This window comes from Halopelagius fulvigenes (assembly GCF_055398025.1).
Genome location: NZ_AP043846.1, coordinates 667,569 through 680,500, shown reverse-complemented (window position 1 = coordinate 680,500; position 12,932 = coordinate 667,569). Strand labels below are relative to the sequence as shown.

14 protein-coding genes and 1 pseudogene are annotated in these 12,932 nt (G+C 68.6%); 3 read left to right on the top strand and 12 right to left on the bottom strand.

Annotated features, from left to right (window positions below; genetic code table 11):
- Position 1 precedes the first annotated feature (1 nt).
- Positions 2-373 carry a DUF8097 family protein gene (locus ACZ522_RS07985; RefSeq protein WP_379693115.1) on the bottom strand — a complete coding sequence of 124 codons (372 nt, stop codon included), beginning with the start codon at positions 371-373 and terminating at the stop codon, positions 2-4.
- Between the two features lie 95 nt (positions 374-468).
- On the opposite strand from ACZ522_RS07985, the gene ACZ522_RS07980 reads away from it, so the two are divergent.
- Both ACZ522_RS07980 and ACZ522_RS07975 read left to right on the top strand, forming a co-directional pair.
- Complete coding sequence (locus tag ACZ522_RS07980; protein WP_379693118.1) at positions 469-585, top strand: HVO_2523 family zinc finger protein; 117 nt, start codon at positions 469-471, stop codon at positions 583-585.
- Between the two features lie 130 nt (positions 586-715).
- Positions 716-1,753, top strand: a complete 1,038-nt coding sequence (locus ACZ522_RS07975) for a phytoene/squalene synthase family protein (protein WP_379693120.1) — start codon at positions 716-718, stop codon at positions 1,751-1,753.
- Positions 1,754-1,768: 15 nt separating this feature from the next.
- Here ACZ522_RS07975 and cruF read toward each other — a convergent pair whose 3' ends face one another.
- The 4 genes from cruF to ACZ522_RS07955 form a co-directional block, all read right to left on the bottom strand.
- Entirely contained in the window at positions 1,769-2,626 is an 858-nt protein-coding gene (gene cruF, locus ACZ522_RS07970) for a bisanhydrobacterioruberin hydratase (RefSeq protein WP_379693123.1), read from the bottom strand.
- On the bottom strand, positions 2,619-3,461 hold the full coding sequence (locus tag ACZ522_RS07965) for a prenyltransferase (protein WP_379693125.1): 843 nt from the start codon (positions 3,459-3,461) through the stop codon (positions 2,619-2,621). Before ACZ522_RS07965 ends, cruF begins: the two co-directional genes overlap by 8 nt.
- A complete protein-coding gene (locus ACZ522_RS07960) occupies positions 3,458-4,966 on the bottom strand; it encodes a phytoene desaturase family protein (RefSeq protein WP_379693128.1) in 1,509 nt (502 codons plus the stop codon). The genes ACZ522_RS07965 and ACZ522_RS07960 overlap by 4 nt, the downstream gene beginning before the upstream one ends.
- 61 nt (positions 4,967-5,027) lie before the next feature.
- Positions 5,028-5,879: a hypothetical protein gene (locus tag ACZ522_RS07955; RefSeq protein WP_379693131.1), complete on the bottom strand. Its 852-nt coding sequence runs from the start codon at positions 5,877-5,879 to the stop codon at positions 5,028-5,030.
- Between the two features lie 227 nt (positions 5,880-6,106).
- Between ACZ522_RS07955 and ACZ522_RS07950 the strand changes: the two genes are divergently transcribed.
- Positions 6,107-6,928: a ZIP family metal transporter gene (locus tag ACZ522_RS07950; RefSeq protein ID WP_379693134.1), complete on the top strand. Its 822-nt coding sequence runs from the start codon at positions 6,107-6,109 to the stop codon at positions 6,926-6,928.
- A 29-nt stretch (positions 6,929-6,957) separates the two neighbouring features.
- On the opposite strand, the pseudogene ACZ522_RS07945 reads toward ACZ522_RS07950, so the two are convergent.
- The 7 genes and pseudogenes from ACZ522_RS07945 to ACZ522_RS07915 all read right to left on the bottom strand — a co-directional run.
- Positions 6,958-7,132 (bottom strand): annotated as a pseudogene (locus ACZ522_RS07945) (phosphoribosylamine-glycine ligase); the annotation flags it as partial.
- Between the two features lie 45 nt (positions 7,133-7,177).
- Entirely contained in the window at positions 7,178-7,504 is a 327-nt protein-coding gene (locus ACZ522_RS07940; RefSeq protein WP_379693136.1) for a hypothetical protein, read from the bottom strand.
- A complete protein-coding gene (locus tag ACZ522_RS07935; protein ID WP_379693138.1) occupies positions 7,501-8,523 on the bottom strand; it encodes a DUF7490 domain-containing protein in 1,023 nt (340 codons plus the stop codon). The genes ACZ522_RS07940 and ACZ522_RS07935 overlap by 4 nt, the downstream gene beginning before the upstream one ends.
- Positions 8,524-8,646: 123 nt before the next feature.
- Positions 8,647-9,861 (bottom strand): MFS transporter, encoded by a 1,215-nt coding sequence (locus tag ACZ522_RS07930; protein ID WP_379693140.1) that lies wholly within the window; start codon positions 9,859-9,861, stop codon positions 8,647-8,649.
- Positions 9,862-9,954: 93 nt separating this feature from the next.
- Entirely contained in the window at positions 9,955-11,310 is a 1,356-nt protein-coding gene (locus ACZ522_RS07925) for an ornithine cyclodeaminase, nickel-pincer nucleotide-dependent (RefSeq protein WP_379693142.1), read from the bottom strand.
- Positions 11,311-11,367: 57 nt separating this feature from the next.
- The gene (locus tag ACZ522_RS07920) at positions 11,368-12,381 is read right to left on the bottom strand and encodes an alpha/beta hydrolase (protein ID WP_379693144.1); all 1,014 of its coding nucleotides are present in this window, start codon (positions 12,379-12,381) and stop codon (positions 11,368-11,370) included.
- Positions 12,378-12,725, bottom strand: a complete 348-nt coding sequence (locus tag ACZ522_RS07915; RefSeq protein ID WP_379693146.1) for a DUF8159 domain-containing protein — start codon at positions 12,723-12,725, stop codon at positions 12,378-12,380. The genes ACZ522_RS07920 and ACZ522_RS07915 overlap by 4 nt, the downstream gene beginning before the upstream one ends.
- Positions 12,726-12,932: the final 207 nt, after the last annotated feature.

The window sequence follows — 12,932 nt, the reverse complement described above, 5'->3', positions numbered from 1 at the left end:
TTTACTCTTCGTCTCCCGATAACGGACCGAAGACGCCGTACCGGAGTCGATAACAGACGTAGCCGAGACTGCCGCCCAGCGTGAAGCTACGCCACTCCGATTCCGGTCGGTCCCGCGACCGGAACCCGAGGGCGGCGAACGCCACCCCGAGAGCGAGTTGGCGCAGACGGCTCGACCTGATACCGCCGACGTCTCTATCGTACGCCCACGCGTTGGCGATTCGGTAGGCGAATCCGGCGAGGAACCACGTCGCATTCAGCGACGATTCCTCGTCGTCATCGTCGTTCGCTCGGGACCGGACGTACGCCTCCAAGGGAATCGAGAAGGCTTCCGCGAGGACGTTGAATCGCGCGCGCGTTCGTTGGGAGACCATGGTGACTCTTCGTACCTATCGGTAAAATAACCGTAGCACGGGAGTCGCCGACGCGGAGAGAAACAGTAACGTACGCCGGGTCCCTCGCCGCGAGCATGGACCAGACGGGGCGTCCCTGTCCGCTCTGCGGCGAGTCGATGCACCGCCGCCACTGCAAGTACGTCTGCCCGCGACACGGCGTCGTCTACGACTGCAGCGACACGTTCTGGTGACCCCTCCCGCATCCGACCGGTCGGTTTCTGAGGGGAACTAACTGTTATATCGTTGTAATCACTAGTCGTGTAGTACCATGTCTCAGGGGACGAGTGTTCGAGGAGACGTCCGGCCCCGCCACCGCCGACGATGGTGAGACGGGACCACGTCAGACGGAGCAAGGAGATACAGCGCAGGACCGGAAAGACGTTTCACCTCGCGACGCGCGTCCTCCCGCGGCGGGTCAGGCGCGCGACGTACGTGCTGTACGCGTTTTTCAGAGTCGCGGACGAAATCGTAGACGACGCCGACGGCGCGACGCCCGCGGAACAGCGACGAGAGTTAGAGCGACTCCGCGCGGCGGCCTTTGGACGGCGCGACGCCGACAACCCCGTCCTCTCGGCGTTCTCGGAGGTGCGAGCGGAGTACGGCGTGCGGGAGTCGGACGTGAACGCGTTCGTGGACGCGATGCTGTCGGACGTCTCGACGGGGCGCTACGAGACGTACGAGCAACTCCAGTCGTACATGGACGGGTCGGCGGCGGCGGTCGGTCGGATGATGACCGACATCATGGACCCCGGCGAGGAGGCCGAAGAACTGGCGCGCCCGCACGCGACGGCCCTCGGCGAGGCGTTTCAGATGTCGAACTTCCTGCGCGACGTCCGCGAGGACATCGTCGAACTCGACCGGATATACCTCCCGCGGGAGACCCTCGAACGACACGGCGTCTCGGAGTCGCAGTTGCGGTCGTTCGACTGCGACGAGAGCTTCCGGAGGGCGATGCGCGAGGAGATGCGCCGCACCGAACGGTTGTACCGGAAGGGCGTCGCCGGCATCGAGTATCTGCCGGAGGACTGCCAGTTCGCCGTGCTGCTCTCGGCGGTGTTGTACGCCGACCACCACCGCGAGATTCGGCGGCGCGACTACGACGTGCTCTCGGAGACGCCGTCGCTCTCGACCCGCCGGAAACTCCTGCTGTTGGCGAAGACGCGATTGTACTGGGCCGTCGAGAGCGACCCGGTGGCCGTGTTCCGGCGGGTGAGCGCCGTCCCCTATCCGGGGGAAGCGAACGGCCCGCGGCGGGAGCACGGGCCGTCCGACCCGGGGCCGACGTGGTCGCTCGCCGCCCCCTGCGTCGTCGGCAGGCGGGTGACCGACTGGGTCCGGTACCTCATCCGCAGCGAGTAGCGACCGACGCCCGCGCTACCGCCGCGCGCGGAGGAGTCGCGCGTCGAACCGCTCGGTCTTCAGCAGTCCGACGCCGAAGGCAGCGGCGACGGCGACGGCGGCCCAGTTGCCGAACCACGCGTTTATCGCCCCCCAGAGGATGACGAACGACACCATGTCGTCGAGCATGAACTCGCAGCCGTCGAGTCGCGCGAGGAGGGCGCGGCGGTCGTACGCCCAATCGAGGGCGACGACGGCGACGGCGGCGCTCAGAAGCCACCCCGCGTAGTTCGAGAGGGGGACGCCGTAGAACGCGCCGCCGCCGGGGTAGACCCAGAAGCCGAGGGCCACCGCGCCGGGGTCCAACACGAGGTCCATCGCCACCACCGCCGCGACGACGGCGAGAAGTCGAACCGCCCGGTTCTCCGCGCGTTCGCCGAGGAGCAACAGGCAGAGCAGATAGGCGTTCATCACCAACGGGATGAAGAACACGGGGAGGCCGAGGGGGACGCCGCCGACGGTCGGTCCGAGTTCGACGCCGTAGAAGAACTCCCCGTACGGCACGCCGGTTCGGACGCCGACGTACTCGATGCCGTAGGCGTACAGCGTCAGGAGGCCGACGCCCGTCGCCGCCCGGCGGTCGGTGGCCGGAAGCGCGCCGACCAGCAAGGGAGCGCGCATCACGACGGTGCCGAGCAAGACGAGGGCGGCGTTGAACGCGATGGGGTCCGGCAGGAGGCCCTCGGCGCTGGCGACGAGCAAGAGAGCGCCGTTCAGCGGGAAGAACACGGAGATGGTGAAGCGGTTCTCGCGGACGAGGCGGTCCAACCGGGCCTCCCACTCCGCGCGCGTCCGGGGCAGTCGCTCGGAGAGCGTCAGTCCCGACTCAGCCATTGACCAGCCTCCACAGTCCGCCGAGGGTGAGCGTCGCCCCGACGACGGTGTTCAACGCCGGGTACCACCAGTACGCCCGTTCGACGTCGATTCCCGACCGGAAGACGGCGAAGACGGCGACGGGGTACGCGGACAGAAGCGCGCCGAGGCGGACGTCCACGAGGGCGAACGCGGCGGCGGCGGCGAGCCAACACGCCAGACAGTACGCGTGCGTCCGCGCCTCCCCGAGGAACGTCGCCGTCGTCCGGACGCCCGCCTCCCGGTCCGGTTCGATGTCGGGTATCGCGGAGAACGTGTGCATCCCCATCGCCCACGCCCACGCGCCGACGAGGGCGGCGACGGGCGGGTGGGTCCCCGCGACGGCGGCGTAGGCGGCGGCCCCCGGCAGGACGTAGAGGCCGTTCGAAAGCGAGTCGAGGAACGGCGTCGTCTTGAACCGAAGCGGGGGTGCGCTGTACTCCGTCCCGAGGAAGAAAAAGCCCGCGAGGTACGGCCACGCGACTCGCGGGAGGGCGAGGAACGTCGCCGCCCCGAGGAGTCCGCAGGCGACGACGACGGCGGCGACGAACGGGTCGCCGCGCCACCGCGCCTCCCTCCCGTCTTTCTTCGGGTTCTCGGCGTCTATCTCGGCGTCGAAGGCGTCGTTGACGCCGTAGAGGTAGACGTTCGCCGGGAGGAGGAAGTACGCGAACGCGACGGCGGCACCGGGGGTGAAGAGGCCGGCGACGCTCTCGGCGCCGAACGCGACGCCGACGAGGACGGGGCCCGCGAGGTAGAGCCAGAACCGGGGGCGCGAGAGCGCCAGCAGGTACCGCAGGCGGCCGGGGTCGCTCATTCTCGCCCGACTCGCTCGGCCATCGCCTCGGCGGTCAACTGCCCGCTTATGAGACACATCGGCACGCCGATGCCGGGCGTCGTGAACGACCCGGTGAAGTACAACCCCTCGACTTTCTTCGATCGGTGCGGCGGGCGGAACAGCGACGTCTGCCGGAGCGTGTGGGCCAACCCGAGGGCCGTCCCCTTCGTGCTGTTGTACCGGTCCGTGAAGTCGTCCACGCAGAACGTCTCCTCGAAGACGATTCGGTCTCTCAGTTCGACGCCCGTGTGCTCGGCGATATCCGAGAGCACGAGTTCGCGGAACTGTTCTCGGCGTTCGGGCGTGTCGTCCAGTCCGGCGGCGACGGGGACCAGAGCGAAGAGGTTGCTGTGGCCCTCCGGCGCGACGTCGTCGTCCGTCTCCGAGGGGACGCAGAGGTAGTACGCGGGGTCTTCGGGCCACGACGGGTCTTCGAATATCGTCTCGAAGTGGTCCTCCCAGTCCGGCGGGAGAACGAGGGTGTGGTGTTCGAGGGGTTCGACGTCGCCCTCGACGCCGAGGTAGAGGAGGAACGCGGAGGGGGCGTACGTCCGCGAGTCCCAGTACTCGGCGTCGTACTGGCGCTTCTCCGGCGGGAGCAGTTCCATCTCCGTGTGGCGGTAGTCGGCGTCGCTGACGACGTAGTCGGCGTAGAACTCCTCGCCGCCCTCCGTGCGGACGACGAACGCGCCCTCGCGGCCCCGGATCTCGGAGACGGGAGCGTTCGTCCGGAACGTCACGCCGAGTTCCTCGCCGAGTTCGGCGATGCCGTCCACGACGCCGCCGATGCCGCCCTCGGGGTAGTAGACGCCCATGTTGAAATCCACGTGGCTCATCAGGTTGTACAGCGCCGGGGTGTTGTTCGGCGCGCCCCCGAGGAAGACGAGGGTGTACTGCATGATCTGCTGGAGTTTCGGATGGTCGAAGTAGCGTTCGACGTGGTCCTGCATCGACCCGACGAGCGACAGTCCCCACGCGTTCTTCGCCACGTCGAGGTCGAGGTAGTCGGAGAGCGCCGTCCGATCCTCGTAGACGAAGTGCTCCATGCCGATCTCGTAGTTCCGCTCGGACTTCCGGAGGTACGACGCCAGTTTCTCGCCCGCGCCGGGTTCGTAGGACTCGAACGTCTCCTTGTTCGCCTCCAAGTCGGGGACCATGTCCACCCTGTCGCCGTCCTTGAAGAAGATGCGGTAGTGGGGGTCGAGTCGCGTCAACTCGTAGTAGTCCGACGGCGTCCGGTCGAACGTGCCGAAGAAGTCCTCGAACACGTCGGGCATCAGGTACCACGACGGCCCCATGTCGAACCGGAACCCGTCGCGTTCGAGTCTGCTGGCGCGCCCGCCCAACTGCTCGTTTTTCTCCACGAGGGTCACGTCCGCGCCGGCATCCGCGAGGTAACACGCCGTAGAGAGGCCGCCGAACCCCCCGCCGACGACGACGACGGAGGAGCCGGCGAGCGAACGCGGGTCCGAGACGGAGTTCATACCCCGCCCTAGGGACGTGGAAAGTATAAAAGAACTGACCACAGACGGGGCGTTCGGCCGCCTACAACGCGACTGGGCGTCCGTACCGGTCCCGTTCCGCCTCGAAGATGGCGACGTACGGCGACCCCTCCTCGTCGTCCGGGCACGCCGACGTTCGCTCGACGGGGAACGTCTCGCCGGAGAGGTTCGCGCCGTGGAGGTTCAGTTCGACGGGGTACGTCTTCGTCCCGAACGGGGGGACGTGTTCGCCGTAGCCGTCTTGGACGTACACGTTGATGTCGACGGGGCGTTCCGGTTGCCCGGGTTCCGACGGCGGTCGGTACTCGCTCCAGTTGCCCGCGGCGCACACTCGATAGTTCGGAGTCTCGACGCGTTCGGGGAGGGGCGTCGGGTTCGTCACGACGACGGACGCGACGCGCATCCCCTCGTCGTGCGACTCCGCGTACTCGACTTCGCTCGCGGGTCGGAGTTCGTACGCGAGGCCGCCGGTGGTCGCGTCCACGAGGAGGACGGCGACGGTGAGAACCGCGACGACGCCGACGGCGTACGTCGCCCACCGCCCCGTGACGAAGCGTTCGTCCTCGTCGAGTCGGGTGCGGACGAAGAACAGGGCGGCGGCGATGGCCAACAGACCGGCGACGGTCGCCGCGTCGCCCGCGCCGAACGTGCTCACCACCTCGAAGAACAGTCCGACGAACGACGTGACGACGACGCCGTACCCCAACAGGGTCAACTGGTAGTCGTCGGTTCGCTGGGTGATGGCGAACACGCCGGTCAGAAACAGGAGCGTCAACGCCACCTTCGACACCGGCGAGTAGCCCCACCGGACGTTGAAGACGAAAAAGAGGACGGCGACAGTGACGAGGACGGCCGCCGCGCCGTTGAACAGCGTCTCGGAGTCGATGTCGACCATATCCGTTCGTTCACGTCCGCGGACATATACCCCCCGTTGAGACAAACGGCCGTTTTAGTCTCGCCGGACGCGCGAGTCGGGCGAGGCGCGGGCAGACCGCGAACCGACGCCCGGACGCGAGAACCGGCGTCGCACCGGTCGGGCCACGGAACACCGGTACGGTTATTAACACGAACATCGGAGTTAACAACGTGAACGTTATTAACCGCAAAGAAAGAATTCACATCGTGAACCGGATATCACGGCTCGGGCTACTAGCCACGGCGGTGTTGGCAGCGCTCTCGGTGTACGCGGCGGCCTCGGAGTCGTGGAAACTGCTCGGAATCTCGTGGGTGGCATTCCTCGCGATGGCGCTGGCCGCGCCCCTCGGCGCGCGCGCCGTCGGCGAACAGGCCAACGCCCTCGTGTGGGGGTACGGCCTCGCGAGCGGCGCGATGGTGACGAGCGCGGCGGTGTTTCTCGTCCCGCAGGCCATCGGACAGCACCCGCAGTGGGGCGGGTTCGGCATCGCGTTCGGCCTATTGGCGGGCTTCGCCTCCCACACCATCGGCCACCGCCTCGCGCACCTGGACCTCCCGATGGACCGCACGGTGGCGGAACTGTCGGCGCACGCGTTCTCGGCGGGCGCTATCATCGGCATCATCTACGGCAACATGCCCGAACTCGGACCGCTCCTCGGCGTCGCCATCGTCTCGCACAAGGGCCCGGCGGGGTACGCCGCCGCGCGCCGCCTCGTCGGCGACGGACGCCCCGTCTCCGTCCTCCTCGTCCCCGCCTCGGGCGTCGGCATCGCCGCGATGCTGTCGAGCACTATCGCCGTCCCCGCCGCCGATCCGATTCGGGGGCTCGTCTTCGGGTTCGCCGCGGGCGTGTTCCTCCACGTGGCGATGGACTTCCTCCCGCGGTGCGAAATCGGCAGCGAGATCCACGACCTGCTCACGGTGAAGGGCGACGCTCACGCTCTGCTCGACAGGCTCCGCGTCCACGCCGTCGCCAGCACCGCCGTCGGCGGCGCTGCCGTCCTCCTCGCGTGGTTAGTGGTCGTCTGAGTCGGATTTTTCTCTGCGGGTTTCGGCCCGTCGTCGCCCACCCGGACGTCGTCGAAGACGATCACGTCGGCCCACTCGACTTCGGCCTCCCAGTCGTCGGTTTCGGGGACGAAGCCGTCGCCTCTCTCGGTTGCTCTCGGCCCCGACGCGGTACTTCACGTCGCGGCCCTCCTGGCGGACCCGCCACGCGAGGTCGGTTATCAGTGCGGCGTCGGCGGTCGGTGCGGCGCGTCGACGAGTCGGCGGGCGCTACTCCTGCAGTCGCTTCAGTTGGAGCGAGATGCCCAACGCGACGACGAGGAGGACGACGAGGTTGAACGCCGCGAGGAACGGCGCGCGGTACTCGGGGGTGACGAACGTGTTGATGGTCCGCGTCACTGCCGAGTACAGTTGGAACACCGACACCAACGCGACGAGTACCAGGCCCGCGAGGACGGCGTAGTTGAGGTAGCGCTTCAGTTGCTCCGCCGTGGACTCGCCGCCTCCCCGGGAGGGGTCGGGCCACTCCTGTCGGTCGCTCGGTCGGGTGTCGGTAGCGCTGTCGTCGGGGTCGGGGTTAGGGTTCGTGTCGGTCATCGGGTCCACCTCCGGGCGGCGAGGGCCGACGCGAGGAGTGCGACGACTGCGGCGACCGCGCCGAATCCGGGCGTACTCGCGTCCGTCGGTTCGCCTCCCTCCTCGGTCGGCCTGCCTCCGCCGCCGTTTCCGCCGCCTTCGAAGTCCTCCACGCGGAGTTCGACGTCCGTCTCCGTCTCGTTGACGCTGATTCGCTTCGTCGGGTCGAGGTTCGCCGCGGTCCGCGCGGAGTCCACGACCACGCCGTCTTTCAGCAACACGGCGTCCACGTAGTAGTTGTAGTCGCGCGGGACGGTCACCCGCGCCGTCGTCGTCGCGGTTCGACCGGGGCGAATCGCGCCCACGTCGGCCGCCGTCCGCGCGGCGACGATGTTCGACTCCGCCTGCCGAAGGACGAACTGCACCCGCAGGTCCTTCGAGCGACCGTCGCCGCCGTTCGTCAGCGACGCGGCGAGTTCGAGCGTCGTCCGATCGTTCCCCGCGTCCGCCCGCGCGACGGAGAACGAGAGCGGCGGCAGCGCACTCGTCTCGGAGAACCGAACGTCGCTGCGGGCGTACGCGGGCGTCAACGCCTCGAGACCGCTGACGGTCTTTCCGCTCTCGTCCACCCGGCGGTCGTCCCGATAGAGGACTGTCTCGATGCGGTAGCCCCCTTCGCGCTCGACCGTCACGTTCGCCGTCACGGACGTTTCGGCCTCGTCGCGGAGGATCCCCACGTCCACGGTTCGCGTCGTCTCGACCAGCCCGGACTCGGAGTCCACGGCGCGGACGAGGAGCGTGACGTTCTCCGTCGGGTTGCCGCGGTGTTCGATTCGAGTGTCGACCGAGAGGGTGACGGTCCCACCCCGTACTTGCGCGTCGTCGGACCCGATGTTCACCTCCGAGATGCGGATCGGACCGGGTCGGACCGGCCTGTCTTCCGTCGGATCGGCGAGGACGCCGGGGAGAGCCACCGAAGCGAGGAGGGCAACGAGGACTACCCCGACGGCCGCGCCTGCGAGGGCGGCGTCGCGGTTCATACGACGACCGACAGTAGTCCGTGGTATATGTCTTGTGTAAATTCAACCGCACGTGAACGTCCGGCGAGGACGTACTCGGCCCGAGGCGACGGTCGGCGACGCGTCGGAGCGGTGTCCGTCGCGTTACTCCGTCGACCGGCGCAGGCCCTCGCCGGCGAGAACGACGACGAGTCCGGCGGCCGCGAGCATCGCGAACCCCGGAACGAAGGAGTTCGTCTCCTCGCGGAACGTGCCGATGAGTACCGGGCCGAGGAACCCGCCGACTTCGCCGACGGCGAAGACGAATCCCATCGCGGTGCCCGTGAGGCGGGGGCCGATGCCCTCCAAGTCCGGAGGTATCGCCCTCACGAGGGGGGAGATGCCGCCGACGCCCGCGCCGGTGACGGCGACGCCGAGAAAGAGGAGGGGGCCGATACCGCTCAGCGCCGTCCCGAGGACGCCGAGGAACACCACGCTCCCGCACGCCACGAGCGCCGTCCGTCGCGCGGCGTACCGGTCGGCGACGGCGGGCAGGAGCAGGGTGCTGACGGCCGCGGCCGCGACGAACAGGCTCGTCGTCACTCCGGCGCGGTCCGGCGAGAGTCCGCGCGACTCCAGTATCGTCGGGAGCCACCCCTGTATTCCGTGGTTGACGAGGAGGTACATCGTCCCGACGGCGACGACAAACCGAAGCTCCCTGTGAGAGAGGACGAGTCTGAGGTCACGGCCGACCGAGCGCACGGAGAACGACTCGCCCTCGGCGGTGCTGTCGTCGATGCCCGCCTTCCGCGAGATCGCGTACCACAGGAGGGCATAGGCGACGGCGGCGAGACCGCTCCAGAGGAAGAGGGGTCGCCAGCCGCCGAGAAGCGGACCCAACAGCGGACGACCGACGCCGAACGCGCCGGCCGACCCCGCGGCGGCCCCGATGAGGTATATCGAAGAGGGGAGACCGGTCCGCTCCGGGGGAAAGAGGATCGAGACGAGCTTCGGGAGTCCGAACGTGACGGCCGTCGCGCCGACGCCGAGAAGCAGGGTCGACGCCAGCAGGGAGGGGAACCCCAGTGCGACGCTTCGGGCGATCTGGGCGACGCCGTACACGGAGACGCCGGCCGCGAGGCTTCGGCCGGGTCCCACGCGGTCGATGGCGACCCCCGAAAACAGCGCGAGCGGGATGTAGGTCAACGGGACGGCACCGACCAGTAACCCGGCCTGCGTGCCCGTGAGGCCGACGTCCTCGACGATTCGAGAGAGGTAGGCCGGCAGCGAGAACCAGACGAACATCAGACACGTGTACGCGAACGCCGCGACGACGACGAGTCCGTACGCGCGACGAGTCTCGTCCGTGAGGCCCTGCATCGAGAAACTCACGCGAAGGGTACGGATACGAGCCTGTTCACTCTGTGGGTAGCGGGTCGTTCCGACTCTCGGGTGACGCCCCGATGCGGACCGTCAGTTCCCGCCGCAGGGGTAGCCACCGCCGCCGTGACTGTGGCCGCTGCCGTCGCCGTCTTCGTCCCCGCCGTCCGTCTCGTAGTACTCGCTCTCCGCTTTCGCCTCCTCCTCGTTCGCAGGGCCGAGAATCTTGTCCGCCAGCGTCGGGACGAACGTGCCGATGTCCGTCACCATGCCGATGGCTTGGGAACTCCCGCGGTCTAAAAGCTGCGTGACCGTCGCGGGGTTGATGTCCACGCAGACGACGCGGACGTTCGACGGCAGGCAGTTGCCGACGGCCACGGAGTGAAGCAGCGTCGAGAGCATCAGCACCATGTCGGCCTCGTGGGCCTGTTCGCGGATGGCGTTCTGCGCCTCCACCGCGTCGGTGATGGTGTCCGGCAGGGGGCCGTCGTCGCGGATGGAGCCCGCGAGGACGTACGGCACGTCGTTCCGGACGCACTCGTACATCACGCCCTCCTCGACGAGTCCCTCCTCGACGGCCTCCGCGATGCCGCCGGCGCGGATGACCTCGCTTATGGTGTAGATGTGGTGTTTGTGGCCCTTCCGGGGGTGCTCCATCGTCTCCATGTCCATGCCGAGGGAGGTGCCGTAGAGGCCGTGTTCGATGTCGTGGGTGGCGAAGCCGTTGCCCGCCGACAGCATGTCGACGTACCCCTCGCGGATGAGTCGCGCGAGGTCCATCGCGCCGCCGGAGTGGACGAGGGCCGGGCCGGCGACGACCAACACCTCCCCGCCCTCGGCCTTCGTCTCCTCTACGGCCTCGGCGACCTGTTCGATGAGCGATTCGGAGGGGCGTTCCGAGGAGACGCCGCCCTGCATGAAGCCGAACGGGCCGGAGGAGTCGCGGGGGCGTTCCGGCGGTTGCACGCGGATGCCCGCCTCGTCCGTCACCACCAGATCGCCCTCCTCGATGCCGTTCAGCACCTTCGTGTAGGCCCGCGGCCCCTCGCGGTCCTCGGGGTCCGGTTCGACGACGATGGCGCAGTCCATCTCGATGTTCTCGACGTCTATCCACTCGCCGTCGTAGCGGATTTCGGTCGGGTGGTTCGTCGTCGAGTAGAAGCCGTGCGGGACCACCCGGTCGGCGGGCGCGGGTTCGACGTGCGCGTCCACCGGGTCGGTGAGGTTCGCCCCGTTCTGGTGGAGTTCGTGGAGAATCTCCTGCAGTTGGTCCTCGGAGTCGGCGCTTATCGCCATCCGGCAGTACGACGTCTTGTCCTTGTGCTTGCCGACCTCGAACTCCTCGACTTCGAACGACCCGTCGAGGTCCATCACGATACCGAAGGCTCGCTGCATCATCCCGGAGTCGATGATGTGACCCTCGAGTTCGACAGTTCGCGTCGCGGTCATCGGTGAAGGGTTAGGCCGTGCGGTCAAGAAGGTCACGCACCGCCCTCGGCGGGACGCCTACCGCCGGTCCAACGCGCCGTCTAAGAACGCGACGCCGTGGCCGACGGCCTGTTCGAACGTCGCGCCCTCGTAGAGGTCGAAGTGCCCCGCGGGCAGGCGGACGAACGTGGCGTCTGCCACCGACTCCGCCTTCTTCTCTACGGCGTCCGCAGAGACGATGTCGTCGCGTTCGCCGGCGACGAACAGGACGGGGCAGGTGATGGCCTCCGCCTCGTCGCCCGCGGAGTACGTCGCCAGAGAGAGGAGCGACCGGGCGGGCATCTCGTTGTTCCACTCGGAGGCGCGCGGGACCAAATCGAGGTAGCCCGCGCGCGCGCCGGGCGTCGAGAGCAGCGCCGACTCCCCGGTGTCGCCCGTCACGGAGACGGTGTGCGGGTCGGTGACGAGCGACTGGAGTCTGTCGCGGACGCCCGCGAGGACGCCCTTCGCGAGGTAGCCGTACCCGTTTGTCGTCAGGAGCGACCGCCCCGAGAGGACGGGCGTCTGCGCGACGACGGCCCGGACGCGCGCGTCGTCGGCCGCCACGTCGAGGACGTGACCGCCGCCGATGTCGGTCCCCCAGAGGACGAGTCGCCGGGTGTCGAGGTCGTCCCGTTCGCGGACGCCCGCGATGGCCGCCTCCCAGTCGGTTCGCTGCCGCGACGGGGAGACGAGGTTGCGGGGTTCGCCCTCGCTGTCGCCGTGGTTCCGGTAGTCGAACAGGAAGACGGCGTACCCCGACTCGGCCAACCGTTCGGCGTACGCGGGCAGCCCGAACGAGCGTTCGCCCGCGATGCCGCCGGCCATGACGACGACCGGCGGGTCCGCCGGGCGGTCCGGACGGTAGAGCCACCCGGTGCAGCGTTCGCCGCCGCTCTCGAACCCCATCGTCACCTTCGAGAACTCGTAGCGCGACGGGCGGCGGGGCCGAGAGCGGTCGGCCTCCCGGTTCCCCCTCCGTCCTCTGTCCTCGCGCACTCGTTCTCGTCGCTCCGCCCGCTTCCACTCGCCGCGCGCGGTGGGTCGGCTCATTCGCCGCCCTCCAGCGTGTCGAGGACCAGTTCGGAGAAGTCCTCGTCGCTCAGTTCGTACCGGTCGTACTCGCGGAACCACTCGGCTTCGGCGTGCCACGTCCCCTGCACGTCGTCGTTAGCGCGGAGGACGGTCGCCTCGACGCGTTTCGGCTCCCACTCGTCGGCCGTCACCCTCTCGACGAACGTCCTGAGGGCGCGCCCCACCTCGAGGTGGTTCACGCTCTCGCCCGGGAAGGCGGTGAGGTACGCGAGTTCGACCGTCTCGCCCTCGGTATCGAGGGACTCGACGCTGATTCCGTTGCTCCGGAGTTCGCCCTCCACGCCGGTGATGACGCCGTTCATGCCTCCCGGTTGGGAGGGCAGCGGCTAAACGTTTACCGCGCGACAGTTCGGAGAAAACGAAGCCGCCCCGCGAACGGGTCGAGGCCGGGTCGGAGTCGGTAGGCTGACTCCGCCCCGCCGGCAGTGGGACGGTGACGGGAACGCCCCGGGGAGGGCGTCCCCGTCTGGGGTATCGCCGCGGGGTGCGGCGTTCGACCGACCGCCGGA

Coding starts and splice junctions, on each gene's coding strand:
- ACZ522_RS07980 (WP_379693118.1), top strand. CDS start 469: ATGGACCAGACGGGGCGTCCCTGTCCGCTCTGCGGCGAGTCGATGCAC.
- ACZ522_RS07985 (WP_379693115.1), bottom strand. CDS start 373: ATGGTCTCCCAACGAACGCGCGCGCGATTCAACGTCCTCGCGGAAGCC.
- ACZ522_RS07975 (WP_379693120.1), top strand. CDS start 716: ATGGTGAGACGGGACCACGTCAGACGGAGCAAGGAGATACAGCGCAGG.
- ACZ522_RS07915 (WP_379693146.1), bottom strand. CDS start 12,725: ATGAACGGCGTCATCACCGGCGTGGAGGGCGAACTCCGGAGCAACGGA.
- ACZ522_RS07930 (WP_379693140.1), bottom strand. CDS start 9,861: ATGCAGGGCCTCACGGACGAGACTCGTCGCGCGTACGGACTCGTCGTC.
- ACZ522_RS07935 (WP_379693138.1), bottom strand. CDS start 8,523: ATGAACCGCGACGCCGCCCTCGCAGGCGCGGCCGTCGGGGTAGTCCTC.
- ACZ522_RS07960 (WP_379693128.1), bottom strand. CDS start 4,966: ATGAACTCCGTCTCGGACCCGCGTTCGCTCGCCGGCTCCTCCGTCGTC.
- ACZ522_RS07965 (WP_379693125.1), bottom strand. CDS start 3,461: ATGAGCGACCCCGGCCGCCTGCGGTACCTGCTGGCGCTCTCGCGCCCC.
- cruF (WP_379693123.1), bottom strand. CDS start 2,626: ATGGCTGAGTCGGGACTGACGCTCTCCGAGCGACTGCCCCGGACGCGC.
- ACZ522_RS07925 (WP_379693142.1), bottom strand. CDS start 11,310: ATGACCGCGACGCGAACTGTCGAACTCGAGGGTCACATCATCGACTCC.
- ACZ522_RS07955 (WP_379693131.1), bottom strand. CDS start 5,879: ATGGTCGACATCGACTCCGAGACGCTGTTCAACGGCGCGGCGGCCGTC.
- ACZ522_RS07940 (WP_379693136.1), bottom strand. CDS start 7,504: ATGACCGACACGAACCCTAACCCCGACCCCGACGACAGCGCTACCGAC.
- ACZ522_RS07920 (WP_379693144.1), bottom strand. CDS start 12,381: ATGAGCCGACCCACCGCGCGCGGCGAGTGGAAGCGGGCGGAGCGACGA.